20 protein-coding genes are annotated in these 17,234 nt (G+C 39.7%); 11 read left to right on the forward strand and 9 right to left on the reverse strand.

The window, feature by feature from the left end; genetic code table 11:
- Positions 1-406 precede the first annotated feature (406 nt).
- The 6 genes from ABJE44_RS05595 (at position 407) to ABJE44_RS05620 (ending at position 4,046) form a co-directional block, all read left to right on the forward strand.
- On the forward strand, positions 407-559 hold the full coding sequence (locus tag ABJE44_RS05595) for a hypothetical protein (protein WP_348113265.1): 153 nt from the start codon (positions 407-409) through the stop codon (positions 557-559).
- A gap of 115 nt (positions 560-674) precedes the next feature.
- Positions 675-1,433, forward strand: a complete 759-nt coding sequence (locus tag ABJE44_RS05600) for a penicillin-binding transpeptidase domain-containing protein (RefSeq protein WP_348113263.1) — start codon at positions 675-677, stop codon at positions 1,431-1,433.
- Positions 1,434-1,620: 187 nt separating this feature from the next.
- Entirely contained in the window at positions 1,621-2,232 is a 612-nt protein-coding gene (locus ABJE44_RS05605; protein WP_348113262.1) for a LysE family translocator, read from the forward strand.
- Positions 2,233-2,278: 46 nt separating this feature from the next.
- Positions 2,279-2,830, forward strand: coding sequence for an NADPH-dependent FMN reductase (locus ABJE44_RS05610; protein WP_348113261.1), 552 nt, complete (start codon positions 2,279-2,281; stop codon positions 2,828-2,830).
- A gap of 255 nt (positions 2,831-3,085) precedes the next feature.
- On the forward strand, positions 3,086-3,595 hold the full coding sequence (locus ABJE44_RS05615; RefSeq protein ID WP_348113260.1) for an arsinothricin resistance N-acetyltransferase ArsN1 family B: 510 nt from the start codon (positions 3,086-3,088) through the stop codon (positions 3,593-3,595).
- Between the two features lie 46 nt (positions 3,596-3,641).
- Entirely contained in the window at positions 3,642-4,046 is a 405-nt protein-coding gene (locus ABJE44_RS05620; RefSeq protein WP_348113259.1) for an NUDIX domain-containing protein, read from the forward strand.
- 112 nt (positions 4,047-4,158) lie between these two features.
- Here ABJE44_RS05620 and ABJE44_RS05625 read toward each other — a convergent pair whose 3' ends face one another.
- The 4 genes from ABJE44_RS05625 to ABJE44_RS05640 form a co-directional block, all read right to left on the reverse strand.
- On the reverse strand, positions 4,159-5,277 hold the full coding sequence (locus ABJE44_RS05625; protein WP_348113258.1) for a phosphoserine transaminase: 1,119 nt from the start codon (positions 5,275-5,277) through the stop codon (positions 4,159-4,161).
- Between the two features lie 143 nt (positions 5,278-5,420).
- Positions 5,421-6,488: a transporter gene (locus ABJE44_RS05630; RefSeq protein WP_348113257.1), complete on the reverse strand. Its 1,068-nt coding sequence runs from the start codon at positions 6,486-6,488 to the stop codon at positions 5,421-5,423.
- 61 nt (positions 6,489-6,549) lie between these two features.
- Positions 6,550-6,984, reverse strand: a complete 435-nt coding sequence (locus ABJE44_RS05635) for a hypothetical protein (protein ID WP_348113256.1) — start codon at positions 6,982-6,984, stop codon at positions 6,550-6,552.
- A gap of 115 nt (positions 6,985-7,099) precedes the next feature.
- Entirely contained in the window at positions 7,100-7,552 is a 453-nt protein-coding gene (locus ABJE44_RS05640) for an Lrp/AsnC family transcriptional regulator (protein WP_348113330.1), read from the reverse strand.
- Between the two features lie 106 nt (positions 7,553-7,658).
- On the opposite strand from ABJE44_RS05640, the gene ABJE44_RS05645 reads away from it, so the two are divergent.
- Positions 7,659-8,255, forward strand: a complete 597-nt coding sequence (locus tag ABJE44_RS05645) for a LysE family translocator (RefSeq protein WP_348113255.1) — start codon at positions 7,659-7,661, stop codon at positions 8,253-8,255.
- Positions 8,256-8,263: 8 nt separating this feature from the next.
- On the opposite strand, the gene ABJE44_RS05650 is transcribed toward ABJE44_RS05645, so the two are convergent.
- From ABJE44_RS05650 to ABJE44_RS05670, 5 genes are all read right to left on the reverse strand, one after another.
- Positions 8,264-10,972: an ATP-binding protein gene (locus ABJE44_RS05650; RefSeq protein WP_348113254.1), complete on the reverse strand. Its 2,709-nt coding sequence runs from the start codon at positions 10,970-10,972 to the stop codon at positions 8,264-8,266.
- A gap of 163 nt (positions 10,973-11,135) precedes the next feature.
- Entirely contained in the window at positions 11,136-11,522 is a 387-nt protein-coding gene (locus tag ABJE44_RS05655; protein WP_348113329.1) for a DUF4426 domain-containing protein, read from the reverse strand.
- Between the two features lie 52 nt (positions 11,523-11,574).
- Positions 11,575-12,117, reverse strand: a complete 543-nt coding sequence (locus ABJE44_RS05660) for a YggT family protein (RefSeq protein ID WP_348113252.1) — start codon at positions 12,115-12,117, stop codon at positions 11,575-11,577.
- 24 nt (positions 12,118-12,141) lie between these two features.
- Positions 12,142-12,963, reverse strand: a complete 822-nt coding sequence (gene proC / locus ABJE44_RS05665; RefSeq protein WP_348113251.1) for a pyrroline-5-carboxylate reductase — start codon at positions 12,961-12,963, stop codon at positions 12,142-12,144.
- Positions 12,953-13,660 (reverse strand): YggS family pyridoxal phosphate-dependent enzyme, encoded by a 708-nt coding sequence (locus tag ABJE44_RS05670; protein WP_348113250.1) that lies wholly within the window; start codon positions 13,658-13,660, stop codon positions 12,953-12,955. The genes proC and ABJE44_RS05670 overlap by 11 nt, the downstream gene beginning before the upstream one ends.
- Positions 13,661-13,690: 30 nt before the next feature.
- On the opposite strand from ABJE44_RS05670, the gene ABJE44_RS05675 reads away from it, so the two are divergent.
- The 4 genes from ABJE44_RS05675 to xerD are packed head-to-tail and all read left to right on the forward strand — an operon-like array spanning position 13,691 to position 17,097.
- Complete coding sequence (locus tag ABJE44_RS05675) at positions 13,691-14,734, forward strand: type IV pilus twitching motility protein PilT (protein ID WP_133470058.1); 1,044 nt, start codon at positions 13,691-13,693, stop codon at positions 14,732-14,734.
- Between the two features lie 9 nt (positions 14,735-14,743).
- On the forward strand, positions 14,744-15,856 hold the full coding sequence (locus tag ABJE44_RS05680) for a PilT/PilU family type 4a pilus ATPase (protein WP_348113249.1): 1,113 nt from the start codon (positions 14,744-14,746) through the stop codon (positions 15,854-15,856).
- 31 nt (positions 15,857-15,887) lie between these two features.
- The gene (locus ABJE44_RS05685; protein ID WP_348113248.1) at positions 15,888-16,202 is read left to right on the forward strand and encodes a DUF2007 domain-containing protein; all 315 of its coding nucleotides are present in this window, start codon (positions 15,888-15,890) and stop codon (positions 16,200-16,202) included.
- A complete protein-coding gene (gene xerD, locus ABJE44_RS05690) occupies positions 16,192-17,097 on the forward strand; it encodes a site-specific tyrosine recombinase XerD (protein WP_348113246.1) in 906 nt (301 codons plus the stop codon). The genes ABJE44_RS05685 and xerD overlap by 11 nt, the downstream gene beginning before the upstream one ends.
- The last annotated feature ends 137 nt before the right edge of the window (positions 17,098-17,234 follow it).

The following is a 17,234-nucleotide window of genomic DNA, read 5'->3' on the forward strand; positions in this document are numbered from 1 at the left end:
GAGTAAGAATTTAAATGTATTACCTGCAGTAACAATCCACACAACGTCTGATTTCATCAAACTAAACCTCAAAAATAAGAAGCCCCTGAAATTTATGACTTGTTGATAGAGCTGCGATTGGGTATTTTATTGCCATGCGTGTCTTAGTAAAAAAGCGGAATGGATCTAACACTGAAGGTAAGTTAAAACTCGCTAAAATTATTGTTTCGGACTGGGGTGGCGTTAAAGCAAACCCTCACAACACCCTGTATGCCTCACCTTTGCTAAGTGACTATTTTTTGTATCTATGTAATTTTTCTATACTCGTTGAAAAACGCTCATAAATTCCTTAGCTTGAAGGATTAACTTGCTAAAGGTAGTTTGAAGTTTATTGTTGAGACTTAAATCAGTTAAAAGGAAACAGGTTATGGAAAATTTAGGATTTATATTTGGGGTTATGGGTATGTCTATGGGTATAACTAGCTTTGTTTTTAGTGTTATCTCAATGTCCAAAGTTGATAAACTTGAAGAAAGACTGAAGGAAATTGATGCTCTAAATCAGGACGTTAAGTCAAGTTGATACCTATCCTTTACCTTACCAGTCAATTACAATATGACAACTTTACTATACCGACGGAAAATTGTTGTGTAGTTATTGGTACGTTATGCCTGTACCCATTACATCAGAGATAAACATGAAGTATTTAGGATTACTTGTTATATGGGCTTTCTCAGCCAATATTTATGCGGCACAGAATAAGATAGAAAGTCTTTACAGGGCCAACAATATTAATGGGACAATGCTCATTGAGTCTGAAGATGGCAAGGTTAAGTATCAATATAACGTTGACGATAGAGAAAGCTTTGTTCCAGCTTCAACATTTAAAATCCCTAATACTTTAATCATATTAGAGGAAGGATTGATTAAAGGTCATTCTGAAGTCATCACTTGGGATGGTGTAGACCGTGAATATGATGTTTGGAACAAAGATCAAACACTGAAAACAGCCTTTCAGCATTCGTGTGTATGGTGTTATCAACGCTATGCAAAAAAAGTAGGTCATACTAAATATCACAAATATCTTAAAGATTTTAACTACGGAAACCAATTAACAGGTAGTGAAATTACACGATTTTGGCTCGATGGCGATCTAAGGGTCTCTGTACAAGATCAAATTAATTTTTTGCGTAAATTGTATGATGAGAACCTCCCAATTCAGAAGCGGCATATTAAAACACTGAAACGTATTATGTTGTCAGAGAGCAATAGCCAAATAAAGGTTTGGTCTAAAACAGGTTGGTCTGGTAAGGATGGGTGGTATGTGGGTTATCTTGTTGTTAACGAACAAACATGGTTTTTTGCAAACCACATAGAGATAAATCAAAGTTCAGATTTGGCGCTGAGAAAGAAGCTTACAATGGATGCATTCAAAGCTTTCAACATTGTTCAATAATAATTAGGTCTGCACTGGTACGGCAGCTGTTCTTTGGAATATATTTTGGTTACTTATGTACTTTTAACTAGCCCGCGTAAAAAATTAAATCGCGTGCTATCGCAAACTCAAGCCCCGACTCTTTTGGTATTTAAGACTTGATGTTTACGCCTCTTATTTAGCTGTTAAACCGATTAACGGAGTGTTTATGGAAAATTATATAATATATGTTGGCGTTGCCATTGCGACCATTCTTTTGCCAGGCCCTGCCGTTATGTTAACTCTAAATAACTCTATTCAAAGAGGGTTACTAAAATCATTTGCAGGAATACTTGGTATTGCTTTGGCGATATTGTTGGTAGCAACTATTTCGGCCACAAGTTTAGGGGTGGTATTAGCTAGCTCAGCTGTTGCGTTTACTATCATCAAAGTTGCTGGGGCCGCCTATTTAATTTATTTAGGTATAAAAATGCTGCGCAGTGAGGTGACTAATAATACTGTGATAAAAGGGCAAGAAGACTCCTTTCTAAAATGCTTTATGGAGGGCTTTTTAGTTTCAGTTTCGAACCCCAAAGCGGTTATTTTCTTCATGTCTATCTTTCCTCAATTTATAGATTTGACTCAAGAGTATACTCCACAGTTTATTTTATTGGCCGCTACATTTGCTTTTTTAGTGATGGTTATTCATACAATTTATGCTGTTTTCGCATCTTTTGCTAAATCAAGACTCTCGTCTCATAGAGGTAGTTCTATTCTAAATAAAATCAGTGGCGGTGTGTTTGTTAGTTTTGGAATTGGTTTAGCTGCATCTAGTAAATAGGTATAAGGCGGTGTGGAGTTTATCCTACTCGGAAGTATCAGACTGAATGAAAAAGTTACAAATTCTGGCTATATCGGGAAGCCTTCGCAAGGCGTCATATAATTCTGCAGCAATAAACGCGCTAAAGTTCTTAGCGCCCAGTGATGTCGAAATAGTTATTGGGGAAATTGGAGACTTACCTTTATTTAACCCTGATCGTGAAAATGAGCATATTCCATCTTTAATAAAACTTAAGAACGCTCTAGATAAATCTTCTGGGTTAATTTTAGCCACGCCTGAATACGCCCATGGCATTAGCGGCCCCCTAAAAAATGCTCTGGATTGGCTTGTCAGTGGGGAAGAGTTTCCTTATAAGCCGATAATGCTAATAAATACGTCACCACGTGCATCTCATGCGCAGGCATCCCTAAAAGAAGTCCTGATAACCATGTCGGGTAACTTAATTGACAATGCCCATGTTTCTGTTCCGTTGTTGAGCAGTAAACTAGATTCTGGCGGCATTCTTAAAAGCGAAAAAATCGCCAATATATTGAGTATAGGTCTGAGTGAATTTTGCAGTGAAATTAAAGCTCAAAAACTTAACTCAACAAGCAATTAAAAGCAGCCGGTGTCGGCGCTTTAGGAGCTAGATGTTAAGCAAAATCATATGCAATAATGGCAATGCAAACTAAGTTTCCAGACGTTGTGCCTTTAATGACAAAACATGAAAAATTGGCACTTGTTAATCAGCTCAATCGGCACACACTTTGTTCATCACTTGACTGCATACTAGGGAGCGGCTTGTGTAATTATAACCCTATCTTTTCGCTCAAAACTGAGTGTTATAGATGGTATTCATTATTAGGAATTGATTATGATGATTAGAGATGCGAGGTTAGAAGACTCGCCACACCTTGCCAATATTTATAATTTTTATGTGACAAATACTTGCGCTACCTTTGAAGAAGCGCCAGTTTCAAGCGAAGACATGTCTAGTCGGTTAACAAAGGTATCGGATGCGAATTTACCATGGATAGTTGCCGTTAAAAACGGCGCTGTGATTGGGTATGCGTATGCAACAAAATGGAAAGAAAGAACTGCTTACCGGTTTTCGGTAGAGTCAACTATTTACCTCGATAATGACGCTCAAGGAGAAGGGGTGGGCACTCGTTTATACGAGGTGCTTTTGAGTAGGCTTAAATCCCTAGGTATTAACAATGTAATCGGTGGTATAACGTTACCTAATCCAGCTAGCATTGCCTTACACGAAAAACTGGGTATGAAAAAAGTCGCACATTTCTCTAATGTGGGCTTCAAATTCGATAAATGGTTAGATGTAGGGTATTGGCAATTAAGCCTACGTACTGAAGCTGTTACAGAATAGTTATTTTAAATTCTGACGGGTAGTCACAAACAACAGGAGCAGATATTTGGCATACGATGATAAATATCGGTTGAGTAGCCATGGGGTCATTTTGAATGAAATGGGACAGGTGCTATTACTTAAGGCTAATTATGGCAATCGCCCTTGGGGGCTTCCTGGGGGAGCCCTAGATGCTGGTGAAACCATTCACGATGCACTTGTCCGTGAATGCGCTGAGGAGCTGGGCTGTGAAATCGACATTCAATATTTGAGCGGTGTGTATTATCACTCGCAGCATGGTTCACAGGCATTTATTTTTAGGTGTAATATAAAAGATAAGGCAAGTATTACCCTGAGTGAAGAGCATTTGGAATATCAGTATTTTAATGTTGATGAGCTGTCAGAGGTTCAAAAACAAAGAGTTCAGGAGTGTTTAGGGTTTGATGGGTACGTGCAAAGCGCGCGCTTTTAAGCGGTAAAGCTAACCAATTACGTATTTTTCTAAAAAATAAGCTTTACCAGATTAAGCTCCAATATAGCGGGTCGGTTAATTCGCCACTTACAAAGTGGCGACTTTGAGAAGGTTAGGTGTTTTTTACTTCTTTATAAGCCCATTCAAGCCAAGGTAGCAAGGCGACTAAATTACTGTTTTCGATCGTGGCTCCACACCAAATACGCAAGCCTGCCGGAGCGTCACGATAAGCGCCTATGTCATAAGCAACGGCGTTATCATCAAGTAGTTTGATAACCGATTTAACTTGTTCGGGGGATAAATCAAGGGTTAAGCATACGCTGGTGTTTGAGCGAACGGTTTTGTCTTTGGCTAAAAACTCAATCCATGCATGTTTAGCAACAAAGTCTTCAATTGTGGATAGATTGTTGTTGGCCCGTGCAATGGTTTCGTTAACACCGCCAATAGATTCAACCCAATTTAATGCGTCTAGGTAATCTACCACACATAGCATCGAAGGCGTGTTAATCGTGGCCCCAGTGAACAAGCTTTCAATCAATTTACCGCCTTTGGTCATGCGGAATATTTTAGGCAGTGGCCAACTTGGGGTGTAGCTTTCAAGCCTGGCGACGGCTTTAGGGCTAAGAATTAGCATGCCGTGGCCGCCTTCGCCACCTAATACTTTTTGCCAGCTGTAGGTGATAACGTCTAGTTTTTGCCATTCTATGTCTTGGGCAAATACGGCTGAGGTTGCATCGCAAAAGGTTAGGCCTTCGCGGTTTGTGTCTATCCAGTCAGCATTAGGTACACGGGCGCCAGATGTGGTGCCGTTCCATGTGAAAACCACGTCATGATCACAGTTAACCTTTGAAAAGTCTGGTAATTGACCATAATCAGCACTGTGAATATTGACATCTTTCAGTTGTAATTGCTTAGTGATGTCTGTGGCCCAACCTTGGCCAAATGATTCCCAATAAAGTACGTCAACGGGGCGCTCGCCTAGCATTGACCACATAGCCATTTCCATGGCACCTGTATCAGATGCTGGGACCACTGCCACGCGATAACCTTCTGGTAGCCCTAATATTTTAGCGGTATCTAAGCAGGCACTTTTAAGGGCTTCTTTCCCTATAGGTGCGCGGTGTGAGCGCCCTAAGACTGTTAAATCTAAAGTACTCACATCATAACCAGGGCGCTTAGCACATGGGCCAGAAGAAAAGTTAGGGGTAACGGGTTTTTGGCTAGGGAGCATGAGTTTTCCAAGGTTTAGAACAGTCATAATTAGATGTGTAGAATACAAGTGATTGCTTGGCTCTGCTAGTGTCCAATCGCTATGAAGTATGCCAATACAGCCTTACCAAGTTATGGTTAAGGCTGTGATTGTGGGCTGGGAGCCTAAAACGCCAGTTGGTATCCAAGGGTGAGCATGTTGTCCATTTCCATTTGTACGCCATTTACGTCTTGGGTGACGGGGATTTGATATTCAAAAGCAACCCTATGTTTTTTGGCTATCACTGAATTTACACCTACTGCGGCTAAAAACGTGGTGCCACCGTAATTAGCGGGGTTTGCTGTAGTAACCGGGGCGGTGAGGTTTTCGTCTTCGCCGACTATTTCTTGGCTTTTGATATAGGTTAGCCGTGTGGTTGCGCTAATTTGATCTGAAAAACCATAATTAGCCCACGCAGTGATTTGCAGGGTTTTTCCGGTTTCGTAGTCTTCATCATTTTCTGAAAATGCTAGGTTATATAAGCCTTGTGCCCCCCAGCTTATGTTTTCGTTATTACCATTGTAAGTTAACCCGAACTCCCCTCTATGGCTGCCACCACCTAATTGCATGCTGTAGGGTAAGCGTAGGTTGCTTGTCATGTTCATGGGCGTAAGTACATCGCCAGTCTCTTCAATTGAGCCTGTTGGCAATACCCAGCTAAGGTTGACATGAAACTTATGTTCCGGTGTATCTATTAAGCTGTATAACATGCTCAATTTGGTATCGCCTAAGCCAGAGCTTGCGGTGTTAAAGTTATCTAATACTGTGGTGCCAGATGAGCCCGAATAGGTGGTGAGCGTCATATCGTTGTCTATGTAGTTCAGCATGGCCATTAGCGTGACTGAGTCTGTAGGAGCATACATAAACCCTAGCATATGCATGTTTTGGGTCATGGTTTGCGGTACCACTCTTACCAAGTTCATTGAGCTATTGGGGGCGGTAACTGAAGTGACGATTTCGTCATTTGATATGCTGTCGCTTCCTTGCAAATTATCCGACATAGACATTTGCATGAATCGATACGAAAACATGAATTCACCCTTATGGTGTAGGTGATCTCCCATCACGCCTATGGGGGCATGGTCAATAGCTTTGGCGGTAACTAGGTGATCTTCATCACCTATGGCTTGTAAAGGTAGGGTCATTAGTGCAGCGCTAAGTGCGCTTAGTTTTAAGGTGTTAGGTTTAAGCATTACAATCTCTCTAAATTTGAATCAACATTTTGAACGTTATGGATAACGTACGGGTTAATTTTTAAAAAGGTAAACTGAAAGGAGGGCCTCGTGTTAATGAAAGTTGATGCTTTGAATTGGGGTATAGCGCTTCGAAGTAGTTAATGTTGAGGTTTACATCAATAGGGATGACTAGGTGATCAAAGCTATTAATAACTAAGTCATTGTATTTTGCATCGCTCAGGTATCCATAAACACATCTAATATCTTGCGAGTTATGTGGGGTATTCTCAGGTGGCTCAATATATTCAACTTTACCTGTTAGTTCATATACTGAAAGCGACATCCATTTGTAGCTGCTGCCTGTGCAAATCAACACGCTATCTTCCGCTGCAAAACCTTTAGCATTATTCAGCATAGATGCAGATACATATAGACTGGCTATAGCGTTAAATAACAAAGCAAATATCACTGCTAAGGTGATATTTAAACGGCGTTTTTTAACTGTTTGTAACAAAGAATACGTCCTTATCTTGATGCGTGTAATATTCTACGCATCTCGGTTAGCGAGGTGCAAACCTTTTTGCTACTGATGTCATTTTTTTGCTTAATTCGTTTTTTGTTAAAAAGCATTAAGCTCGGTCGTCTTTTGCTGATTCCATCACCACATGGGTACTGATTGTGCTAACTTGTGGCAAAGTGCCTAGTACATCGGTATGAAAGGTTTTGTAGCTTTTCAGACTTTGTGTTTCTACTCGTAATATGTACTCAAACGACCCAGTAACATTGTGGCATTCTTTGACTTCATTGGCTTTGATAATGGCTTGTTCGAAAGCTGACTGAGAGCTTTTTGTATGCTCACCCAACCCAACGGTTACATAAGCGACAAATCCTTGCCCTAGTAGCTCTTTGTCTAGAATGACGCGGTAGCCTTTAATAACTCCGCTATTTTCTAATTCTTGAACACGCCTTAAGCAGGCTGACGGAGAAAGGCCAATTTTATCGGCAAGCTCGGCATTGGAGATTCGGCCGTTGTTTGATAATGCTTGCAATATATTATCGTTTATTCTGTCATTTTTAATCATATGTTGTTTGTATGTTGTATTTTGATGCTTATTTCGCACGAAATTTAATAATAACATTGTTTATAATTGCGTTAACTAAAAATAGCTAATAAGACATATATTTTAAATGAACCTTGAAATTTTGACCGCGTTGTTACTTTTTACTTTGGCTTCGTCAGTCACCCCTGGTCCAAACAACCTTATGTTAATGACCTCTGGTGCTAATTTTGGTTTTAAACAAACCCTGCCTCATATGTTTGGAGTCAATTTAGGGTTTACCTTTATGGTGGTATTAGTAGGGTTGGGTTTGACGCAAATTTTTGATGCTTATCCAATAAGTTACAATATTTTAAAGGTGGTGAGTGTGGCTTACCTTTTGTATTTAGCATTTAAAATAGCCACATCAGATACCTCTATGGCGAGTAAGCAAAGTAAACCTAAACCCATGACGTTTATGCAAGCGGTTATTTTTCAGTGGGTAAATCCAAAAGCTTGGACAATGGCATTAACTTCTATCAGTGTTTATGCACCTTCTAAAGATTTGCACGCTGTGTTGTTTGTAGCATTGATCTTTGGGATGGTGAATTTGCCGAGTATCACAGTATGGACGGTATTAGGAAAAAACATCCGCCACTTTTTAACTAACGCCAAACGTTTAAAGACGTTTAATTACCTAATGGCGAGCTTGTTAGTGCTGTCTTTGTATCCCATTTTTTGGGGGTAACTAATTGATTATTCGAGCGAAGAGTTTTTAAGAGGAAGGTACTTAGCGATGGCCTTTTCTAAAGAAACGTGGCTGATTGGTTTGGTTAGATAGTCATTCATACCAGCAGAATTTGCCTTATCGTAGTCTTGTTGCATTGCATTAGCTGACAAGCCACATATTATTAAGTCTTTATATCCTAAGTCTCTGATTTTTCTGGTGGCTTCGTAACCATCCATTATTGGCATTTGTATGTCCATAAATATCATGTCGTAGTGTGGCGACTTTAGTACTGCTGATACGGCTTGATTACCGTCATGGGCAATATCGTAGTGCACGCCCATAAATTTTAGCATTTCGCAGGTTACGGCTAGATTAATATCATTATCCTCTACTAATAGCACATGCCCTGAATATTGAGTATTTGCTTCGTTTTGTCTATCCGTCATATCTGGAAAAGAAATTACTTTTCGATGAGTAAAGAGCGTCATCAAAAAATTACTACACTGTTCGGGGATAAAAGGATGATATAGAAACTCTGCATTCCAAAAGTGTTTTATTTGATCCGGTAAACTTTTGGAATGTGAGTGGGAAACAAATCCTATGTTAATAGCGTTTTTGTGAAGGTAGTCAATGGCATCGAAAAAAGTCCTAAAAGCACTTTTTTCGTCTATGTCTAAAACAACCACGTCTCCTTTTTTAATGTCATCAACCGCAGATGAAAGTTGAGTCAGTGGCATGTGGTGATAATCTAATGCCAACTTATCTAAATAGCTATGGTGTAAGAAACTCTGTCTACTGGAACTGAAATAGTACAGTTTAGACGTTAGACTAGGCGCCTTTGCTAATACTTGTTCTGATTTTGTTGTTGTTTTAAGTGGGAGGTTCACTGTGAATGTACTTCCTAGTCCTTTTTCGGAACTAACATCTATATGGCCTGACATTAAATCAACCAACTGCTTTACGATTGATAGTCCTAATCCTGTTCCTCCAAACTCCCTACTTGTTGTTCCATCTGCTTGGGTAAAAGAGTTAAAAACCTTGTTTACCTGGTTTTGGAGCATCCCTATGCCAGTGTCTTTAACTTCTATTACCAATCTTATATTTGAGTCGTCTATTTTAGAAAAATCAATATTGATAAAAACAGCACCATTGCGTGTGAATTTAATGGCGTTGCTACATAGGTTCAGTAAAATTTGATTGATACGCAAGGGGTCGCCAATCAGCGCGCTAGGTAAGTCTGGATTAACATAAATGCGAACGTCTAATTTCTTGTGTCGTGCGCCACTTTCTATATTGGCGAGTAAATTACTGAACATATTGTTGACGCTAAACTCAATGCTCTCAATATCTAATCTACCCGCTTCAATCTTAGAAAAGTCTAGAATGCTATCAATCAGGTTAAGTAGTATTTGTCCAGAGTACGAAGCTTTAGCTAGTTTATCCATTTGTTCCGCGGTAAGCGAAGAGCGCTTAAGTACTTCAATCATCCCTATAATGCCATTCATTGGGGTGCGAATTTCATGGCTCATATTTGCTAAAAACATACTTTTAGATGCGGTTGCTTGTTCGGCTTTTGTATTGAATTCGATGAGCTCTTTATTCAGTAATTCTTGCTGCTCATTTAACCGTTGGGATTGTTCTAATAATGATATGGTTTGTTTGTTTTTTTTATGAAAAATATCTGCGGCTTGTGCCAGCTCACCAATTTCATCTGTGCGCTTTAGGCCTAGAATACTTTCTATATTCTCATCCTTTGCAAGTTTCCTAAATATGTTGGTAATGTGAGTAATTGGAAACATAATTTTATAAATTAAGAATAATGCGGTGACTAGAGCCAAAACACTTCCCAAAAAAGAAAACGTAATTGAGCTTAAACGAGAATTTTCAAATGACTCTTTAACCCCTAGATTGGTTTCTTGGAGGCTGTCTGTGACTAGGTTGTTTAAATCTCGAGCTAGTACTAGAAACTCATTTGCTGAACCTGTCATAACTATGTTTGCTATAAATAAATAGCCTCGGGTAATTTGTGTGAGGCGACTAAACTCAGTTTCGACTTTACTTAAAGTTTGTAACGCAGTTTGAATTTTCAATTCATCTGTATTAATGAGTTTAATATCATTTTTCACAGCAGATATGAGTTGATTAAAGGGCTCTATAATAGATTGATCCGGTGCTAATAGGTATTGTAATAATAGGGTTTCAGCTTGCGCCAAATGAAATTTAGCAGATTGATAATTTCGTTCATTCGTATGGGTTGATTGGGGCATAAAATCAAACCCTTCAAATGCAGCCTCTAAATTGTTTAATACCCCTTGTTCATAAAATTGATTTCGTTTGGTTCTGCCCACAATAACGCTATTAAAGTTCTCTTGGTAATCATTAAGGTGTGCTTGCATACGCTTAATGTAGTCTAGGTAAACTTCTTGCTTTTCTTCTTTGGCTGTAAGATCTGCTAAGGTGTTGAGGTTTTCTAAACTTTTAGTCATTAATGTACTGAAACGATTCAGAGAGGTATCATTAGCTAAATTTTTATATATCAAAACGTTGCGTTGTAAATCTATGACGTCTCTTTCTAGCTCCCTAACTAAACTCACTTTGACAGCCATTTCTTGAGTTACGTCTAAACCCTTTTCAAAAGTGGACTGAATATTTTGAGATAAAAATACTTGAGAGAGCATTAATGTCACTAATATGGCTGATACTAGTAACATTTGCGATTTAATGGTTCTAAACACTGTGCAAGTTAACCTTGTTTAGAAATAAGAGATAGTAGGGGGTGGCTAATTCTGATGTAATATTCATGATTCATCCTTAAAACAATCTCGAAACACTAATACAAAGTTAGATACCCTTCCATTATTCTTTAGTCTATAGGAAAAATCGGTGTTTTATTTTGGCTTACTCAGCATAAAATTTGTGTTGAAATTTTAACGTTTGTTGTTGGGTTCCATTATTTATGTTGATTGTGATGCGGTATTGCTCTAAATCGCTAAAAGCGAGTGGAGCTAAATAATAAATCGCATCACCTTCGGTAACTTTTTTAAACGATAACTTTTTTACAACTCCAAGTAAATTTTTTGCTTCGCCAGTTAAAATGACTGATTGTGCTGTTTTATCTTGTTTATCAAGCACAGAGATATTAATCAGCCCGTTATATTTACTGCGTACAATCCCGTACTGCTTAGCCGTTTCAGGAGTTAAAAACGTACTGTTTATTGCAATGTAATGGACTTCCCAGTTGCCTAAATCGGCTTTTTGCTCAGCCTTAACCAAAGCGGTAAACATACCCAGGGCGCATAACAAAAGTCCACGCCATATAAAAGCTTGATGCGTGTTTTTAGTAGATACCAAACCATTCACCTAACAAGTTTTGAATAAAGAATAAAAATAATATTACCACCATAACAGACAGATCTAAGCCGCCTAAGTCAGGCATACGCTTACGTATTGGCGCAAGTAGGGGCTCTGTGAGTTGCCCCATTACTAATTCAATTGGATTACGACCTTGGCTAACCCAGCTTAATATGGCCCTGAGTATCAACACGTAAATTAATAAACTTAAAGCTTCTTTGAGTACTGTGATAGCAGATAAAATGGTTATTTGTAGTGGATTAATTTCAATTCCACCAACCACTAAACGTATGACTACTAGCTTAACTGCCGCGACTAGTAGTGCCAGAACCAATGTTGCTGTATCTAGTCTTCCTATCGAAGGCAGGACTCTACGTAATGGCCCTACCAATGGGTGAGTGGCTTTCACCACAAATTGACTAAATGGATTGTAAAAGTCGGCTCTTGCAAATTGTAGCCATAATCGGAGTAAGACTACCATCAGGTATAAGTTAAACAGTGTATCAATAAGTATTAAAACTGAGTTCATTGGGAGTTGCTTTCCTAAAATTTATTAAAACTGAAGAGACATTTCTTCGGCTCGTTTAACGGCAGCTTGCATTGCTTTGGCAATAACTTGCTCTAAGCCTTGGTCTTGCAATGCTTCAATCGCTTTTGCAGTCGTGCCTCCTTTAGAGGTGACTTGGGTCCGTAGCTCGCTTAATTCAAGGTCTGGATTGTGACAAACCATTTCGGCTGCCCCTAACATGGCTTGTTGTACTAACAAGCGGGCCGTGGGTTTTTCGAAACCCATGGCCATGGCTTCTTTTTCCATCGCTTCTAAAAATAAGAAAAAGTACGCTGGGCTGCTACCTGCTGCAGCAATTACTCCGTCCATCATGGGCTCTTCGTTAACCCAAGCTATTTTTCCAACTTGCGTTAACAAATTACCTGCAAACTCTTTATCGGTATCTTGTACTTTTGCATCAGCAAATAAGCCTGTCATCCCGAGAGCCAAAGCGCTTGGTGTATTAGGCATAGTACGAATAACGGCATAGTCACCGCCCAGTATTTCTTTTAGCCTAGTGGTAGTAATACCCGCAGCAATAGATACAAAAAGTTTATCCGATAAATCTATTGCATTATCGAATGCACCACTGACTTGTTCCATTAATTGTGGTTTTACAGCAAGTACAATCACTTGAGCAAATTCGATTGCTTGGTTGTTATCTTGGGTGATATTGATGCCACACTCAGCTTTAAGTGCATCTAGTTTGGCCACAGACGGGTTACTGGCTATGATTAAATCTGCCGGATAACCGTTTTTGATGAGCCCACCTATGATGCTTTTGGTCATGTTACCAGCACCGATAAAAGCTATTTTTCTATGTTGCATTAGATTCCTTAGTTTGGTTACGTTTTCCAAATATAGCTGTGCCTACTCTGATCATGGTGCTGTCATTATTGATAGCTTGCTCCATATCACCGGACATCCCCATGGATAGGGTATCTATATTGGGGGAGGTCGTTTTCAAGGCATTAAATAGACCGGCCATTTTTCGAAAACTGTCTTGTTGTTGCTCAGGCGTCTGCTGTCCTTTAGGAATGGTCATTAAGCCTCGCAACAGTAAATGTGGCATCTTAGCTATCGCATCAACAAAATCGTTTAACTCCGCTGACTTGATACCTGCTTTGTTTGGGTCGTCATCAATATTGACTTGTATGCAGATGTTGAGTTCTTTATCTGCAGGGCACTGATCATTTAAACGCTGCGCAATTTTAAGGCGGTCAACACTTTGTACCCAGTCAAAATGGGTGGCGACAACCCGCGTTTTATTTGACTGCAGTGGGCCAATAAAGTGCCACTCAATATCATCTAGGTTTTGTAATTCTTGTATTTTTTCAATACCTTCCTGTACATAATTTTCACCAAACAAACGTTGTCCAACTTCATACGCTTGGACAATATCAGATACGGGTTTAGTCTTACTAACCGCTAGTAATTTTACACTATTTGGAGCACGATGGGCTTCTAACGTTGATTGCTTAATCGTGGTTTGTACGCTTTTAAGTCGTTCTGCTATTGTTTCCATACTGCAACATAATATACGGAGAATATTGCTTTGGATATTACCGAACTTTTAGCCTTTAGTGTTAAAAATAAAGCTTCAGATTTACATCTTTCTGCCGGATTACCACCAATTATTCGTGTTGATGGTGAAATGCGCCGTCTTAATATTCCCGCCTTGGAGCATAAAGACGTCCATGGCCTCATTTATGAAATCATGAATGATAAACAGCGCAAGGAATATGAAGAAAATTTAGAGACAGATTTCTCGTTTGAGGTAAAAGACCTTTCTCGCTTCAGGGTTAATGCTTTTATGCAAAACCGTGGGGCAGCCGCAGTACTCAGAACTATTCCCAGCGATATCTTAAGTTTAGATGATTTAGGCGCCCCAGAAATATTTAAAGATATTATCAATCAACCCACAGGTATTGTTCTAGTAACAGGCGCTACCGGCTCAGGTAAAAGTACTACTTTGGCGGCTATGATTGATCACATCAACAAGACCAAGCGTGAGCATATTCTTACAATTGAAGATCCTATTGAATTTGTACATGAGAACAAAATGTGTGTTCTCAACCAGCGTGAAGTTCATCGTGATACTCACAGCTTTAACAACGCACTACGCTCAGCGTTACGTGAAGATCCAGATATCATTTTGGTTGGTGAACTTAGGGATTTAGAAACCATTCGATTAGCCATTTCGGCTGCTGAAACGGGGCATTTAGTATTTGGGACTTTGCACACCAACTCAGCGCCTAAAACTATCGATAGATTGATTGACGTATTCCCTGCGGCTGAAAAATCCATGATACGTTCAATGTTGTCTGAATCTCTTCGTGCCGTTATCTCGCAAACCTTATTGAAGAAAAATGGTGGGGGACGAGTCGCCGCCCATGAAATTATGTTGGGTATTCCGGCTATTCGTAACCTGATCCGTGAAGATAAAGTGCCACAGATGTATTCGGTGATTCAAACCGGTCAGTCTCACGGTATGCAAACTATGGATCAGTGTCTACAAAAGCTAGTGGCTCAAGGACTTATTTCTCCACAAGACGCGGCAGCAAAGTCTGTCGATAAAAAAACCTCTCCTGGTTTTTAAGGATTTATTATGGAACTCACCCCTTACCTTGAAGCAATGCAAGACTTAGGTGCCTCAGATTTATTTGTCACTGTTGGTTTTCCTGTTAGTGCTAAAGTCAACGGACAAATGACACCCGTTGGTAGCAGTAATTTATCAGAAGATGAAGCATTGGCTTTAGTTCATGACGCCATGAACGACAAACAACGAGAAGAGTTTGAGCGAACCAAAGAGTGTAACTTTGCCATTGCCCGAGATGACATAGGTCGTTTTCGTTGTAGTGCATTTTGGCAAAGAGACATGGCCGGTATGGTGGTAAGGCGTATTGTGACGCAGATCCCTCAGGTTGAAGCTTTGGGGCTACCTGACACATTAAAAGACGTCATCATGTCTAAAAGAGGCTTGTTGCTGTTTGTTGGTGCTACTGGTACGGGTAAATCAACCTCATTGGCCGCTTTGATGGGACACAGAAATCAGCATTCTCGTGGGCATATTTTAACCATTGAAGACCCAATTGAATTTGTACATGAACATGGTAATTGCGTGGTCACTCAGCGGGAGGTGGGTATTGATACCCAGTCTTTTGATGATGCGTTAAAAAGCTCTTTACGTCAGGCTCCTGATGTTATTTTGATTGGTGAGATCCGTTCTATGGAAACCATGGAGTATGCCATGTCATTTGCTGATACGGGGCATTTATGTGTGGCAACACTGCATGCTAATAATGCGAATCAGGCCATTGAACGTATCATGCACTTAGCGCCCCCTGAACAACATGAAAAACTACGCTTTGATTTGAGTTTAAATATGCGAGCGATAGTGGCTCAGCAATTGGTGCCTACGCCAGACGGTAAAGGCCGAGTCGCTGCCATAGAAATCCTTTTAAACTCACCATTAGTGACTGACCTTATTCAACGTAATGAAATTGGTGGCCTAAAAGAAGCCATGAAAAAAGGTAAAGAGATGGGGATGCAGAGTTTTGATATGGCTCTATACGAATTATACAAAGCCGGTAAAGTGACACTTGAGCACGCAATTCACCATGCTGATTCACCGAATGATCTGCGATTAATGATTAAGTTGGATTCTGATGAAGGAAATCAGCTAGGATCACTGTCTAATGTATCGATTGATATGGATTAATAGGTAACTTCAGACATTAATTGGTGGCAGAGTGAAAAAAGTATATACCCATAACGACCGTTTTATGGTGTTTCAAGTAAAACAACTGTTAGATGATAAAGGCATTGATTGCTTTATTAAAAACGAGTTTGCCATTGGTGCGGTTGGCGAATTATCTGCGGTTGATGCTGCCCCCGAGGTATGGATTGTTGATGAGGAATGGTTACCTAAAGTTGAACAGTTTATTCGTCGCTTCGAGGATCAGCCAGAAAGTTCAGAGTCTTGGCTTTGCAAAACATGTAATGAGCTAAACGAACCTAACTTCGAAGTCTGTTGGAAATGCGGTACCGATATCTATGACAATTAGTCACACAGACAAAGAGCAAATTGAAGCTTTTATTGAAGCTATGTGGTTAGAAAAAGGTTTAAGTGAAAATACCCTAAGTGCTTACCGCGCAGATTTAACTAAGTTTGCAGTATATTTGCAGCAATCATCTGCAAAACTTACTTTGATAAATTTTGAACAGGAGTTCCTGAATCAATATATAGCAACGCGGTACGATGGCGGTTTATCAGAACGCAGCACCTCAAGGTTTTTAAGTAGCATCCGCAGTTTGTGCCAATACATGTTGCGGCAAAAAATTCGTGCTGACGACCCAATAAGCTTAATGCAGAACCCCAAGCTACCGCAGACATTGCCAAAAACCTTAAGTGAATCTCAAGTTGAGGATTTACTCAATGCACCGCAAACAGATGATCCCATACAGCTTAGAGATAAGGCTATGTTAGAGGTTTTGTATGCTACTGGGTTAAGGGTAACTGAGTTAATTAGCCTAAGACTTGACCAAGTCAGTTTAGTACAAGGCGTAGTAAGAGTGACAGGCAAAGGGAATAAAGAGCGACTTGTGCCATTAGGTGAAGAAGCAATTGAATGGATAGTGCAGTTCTTAAAAGAAGGTAGAACTTTATTGTTGAAGTCTGAAAGCGATATAGTATTTCCTAGTAAACGAGGGGTTGCTATGACTAGACAAACCTTCTGGCATAGAATAAAAATTTATAGTCAATTGGCTGGCATTAAAACCGAGTTATCTCCCCATACATTGCGTCATGCGTTTGCCACTCACTTGTTGAATCATGGAGCGGATTTACGAGTGGTTCAAATGTTATTGGGCCATAGTGATTTATCCACCACGCAAATTTATACCCATGTAGCAACAGAACGATTGCAAAAGTTAGTAGCCGAGCATCACCCAAGAGGCTAAAGTGTTAAAAAATCCCTATTAGGCTATTGGGTTACATCTTAGCTTCGGATAAACTTAACGCTTTACAATTGATAGTCTTTTATTTGAAATTATTTTCCCTTTTTAGGGTCATATAGATATTGAAATTACTTGGAAAA

It is taken from the genome of Paraglaciecola sp., assembly GCF_039942875.1.
Lineage (GTDB): Bacteria > Pseudomonadota > Gammaproteobacteria > Enterobacterales > Alteromonadaceae > Paraglaciecola.

What these genes read in the sequence shown, in the direction of transcription:
- ABJE44_RS05595 (WP_348113265.1), top strand. Translation starts at nt 407, where the DNA reads ATGGAAAATTTAGGATTTATATTTGGGGTTATGGGTATGTCTATGGGT.
- ABJE44_RS05600 (WP_348113263.1), top strand. Translation starts at nt 675, where the DNA reads ATGAAGTATTTAGGATTACTTGTTATATGGGCTTTCTCAGCCAATATT.
- ABJE44_RS05605 (WP_348113262.1), top strand. Translation starts at nt 1,621, where the DNA reads ATGGAAAATTATATAATATATGTTGGCGTTGCCATTGCGACCATTCTT.
- ABJE44_RS05610 (WP_348113261.1), top strand. Translation starts at nt 2,279, where the DNA reads ATGAAAAAGTTACAAATTCTGGCTATATCGGGAAGCCTTCGCAAGGCG.
- ABJE44_RS05615 (WP_348113260.1), top strand. Translation starts at nt 3,086, where the DNA reads ATGATGATTAGAGATGCGAGGTTAGAAGACTCGCCACACCTTGCCAAT.
- ABJE44_RS05625 (WP_348113258.1), bottom strand. Translation starts at nt 5,277, where the DNA reads ATGCTCCCTAGCCAAAAACCCGTTACCCCTAACTTTTCTTCTGGCCCA.
- ABJE44_RS05630 (WP_348113257.1), bottom strand. Translation starts at nt 6,488, where the DNA reads ATGCTTAAACCTAACACCTTAAAACTAAGCGCACTTAGCGCTGCACTA.
- ABJE44_RS05640 (WP_348113330.1), bottom strand. Translation starts at nt 7,552, where the DNA reads ATGATTAAAAATGACAGAATAAACGATAATATATTGCAAGCATTATCA.
- ABJE44_RS05645 (WP_348113255.1), top strand. Translation starts at nt 7,659, where the DNA reads ATGAACCTTGAAATTTTGACCGCGTTGTTACTTTTTACTTTGGCTTCG.
- ABJE44_RS05655 (WP_348113329.1), bottom strand. Translation starts at nt 11,522, where the DNA reads ATGTTTACCGCTTTGGTTAAGGCTGAGCAAAAAGCCGATTTAGGCAAC.
- ABJE44_RS05660 (WP_348113252.1), bottom strand. Translation starts at nt 12,117, where the DNA reads ATGAACTCAGTTTTAATACTTATTGATACACTGTTTAACTTATACCTG.
- proC (WP_348113251.1), bottom strand. Translation starts at nt 12,963, where the DNA reads ATGCAACATAGAAAAATAGCTTTTATCGGTGCTGGTAACATGACCAAA.
- ABJE44_RS05670 (WP_348113250.1), bottom strand. Translation starts at nt 13,660, where the DNA reads ATGGAAACAATAGCAGAACGACTTAAAAGCGTACAAACCACGATTAAG.
- ABJE44_RS05680 (WP_348113249.1), top strand. Translation starts at nt 14,744, where the DNA reads ATGGAACTCACCCCTTACCTTGAAGCAATGCAAGACTTAGGTGCCTCA.
- xerD (WP_348113246.1), top strand. Translation starts at nt 16,192, where the DNA reads ATGACAATTAGTCACACAGACAAAGAGCAAATTGAAGCTTTTATTGAA.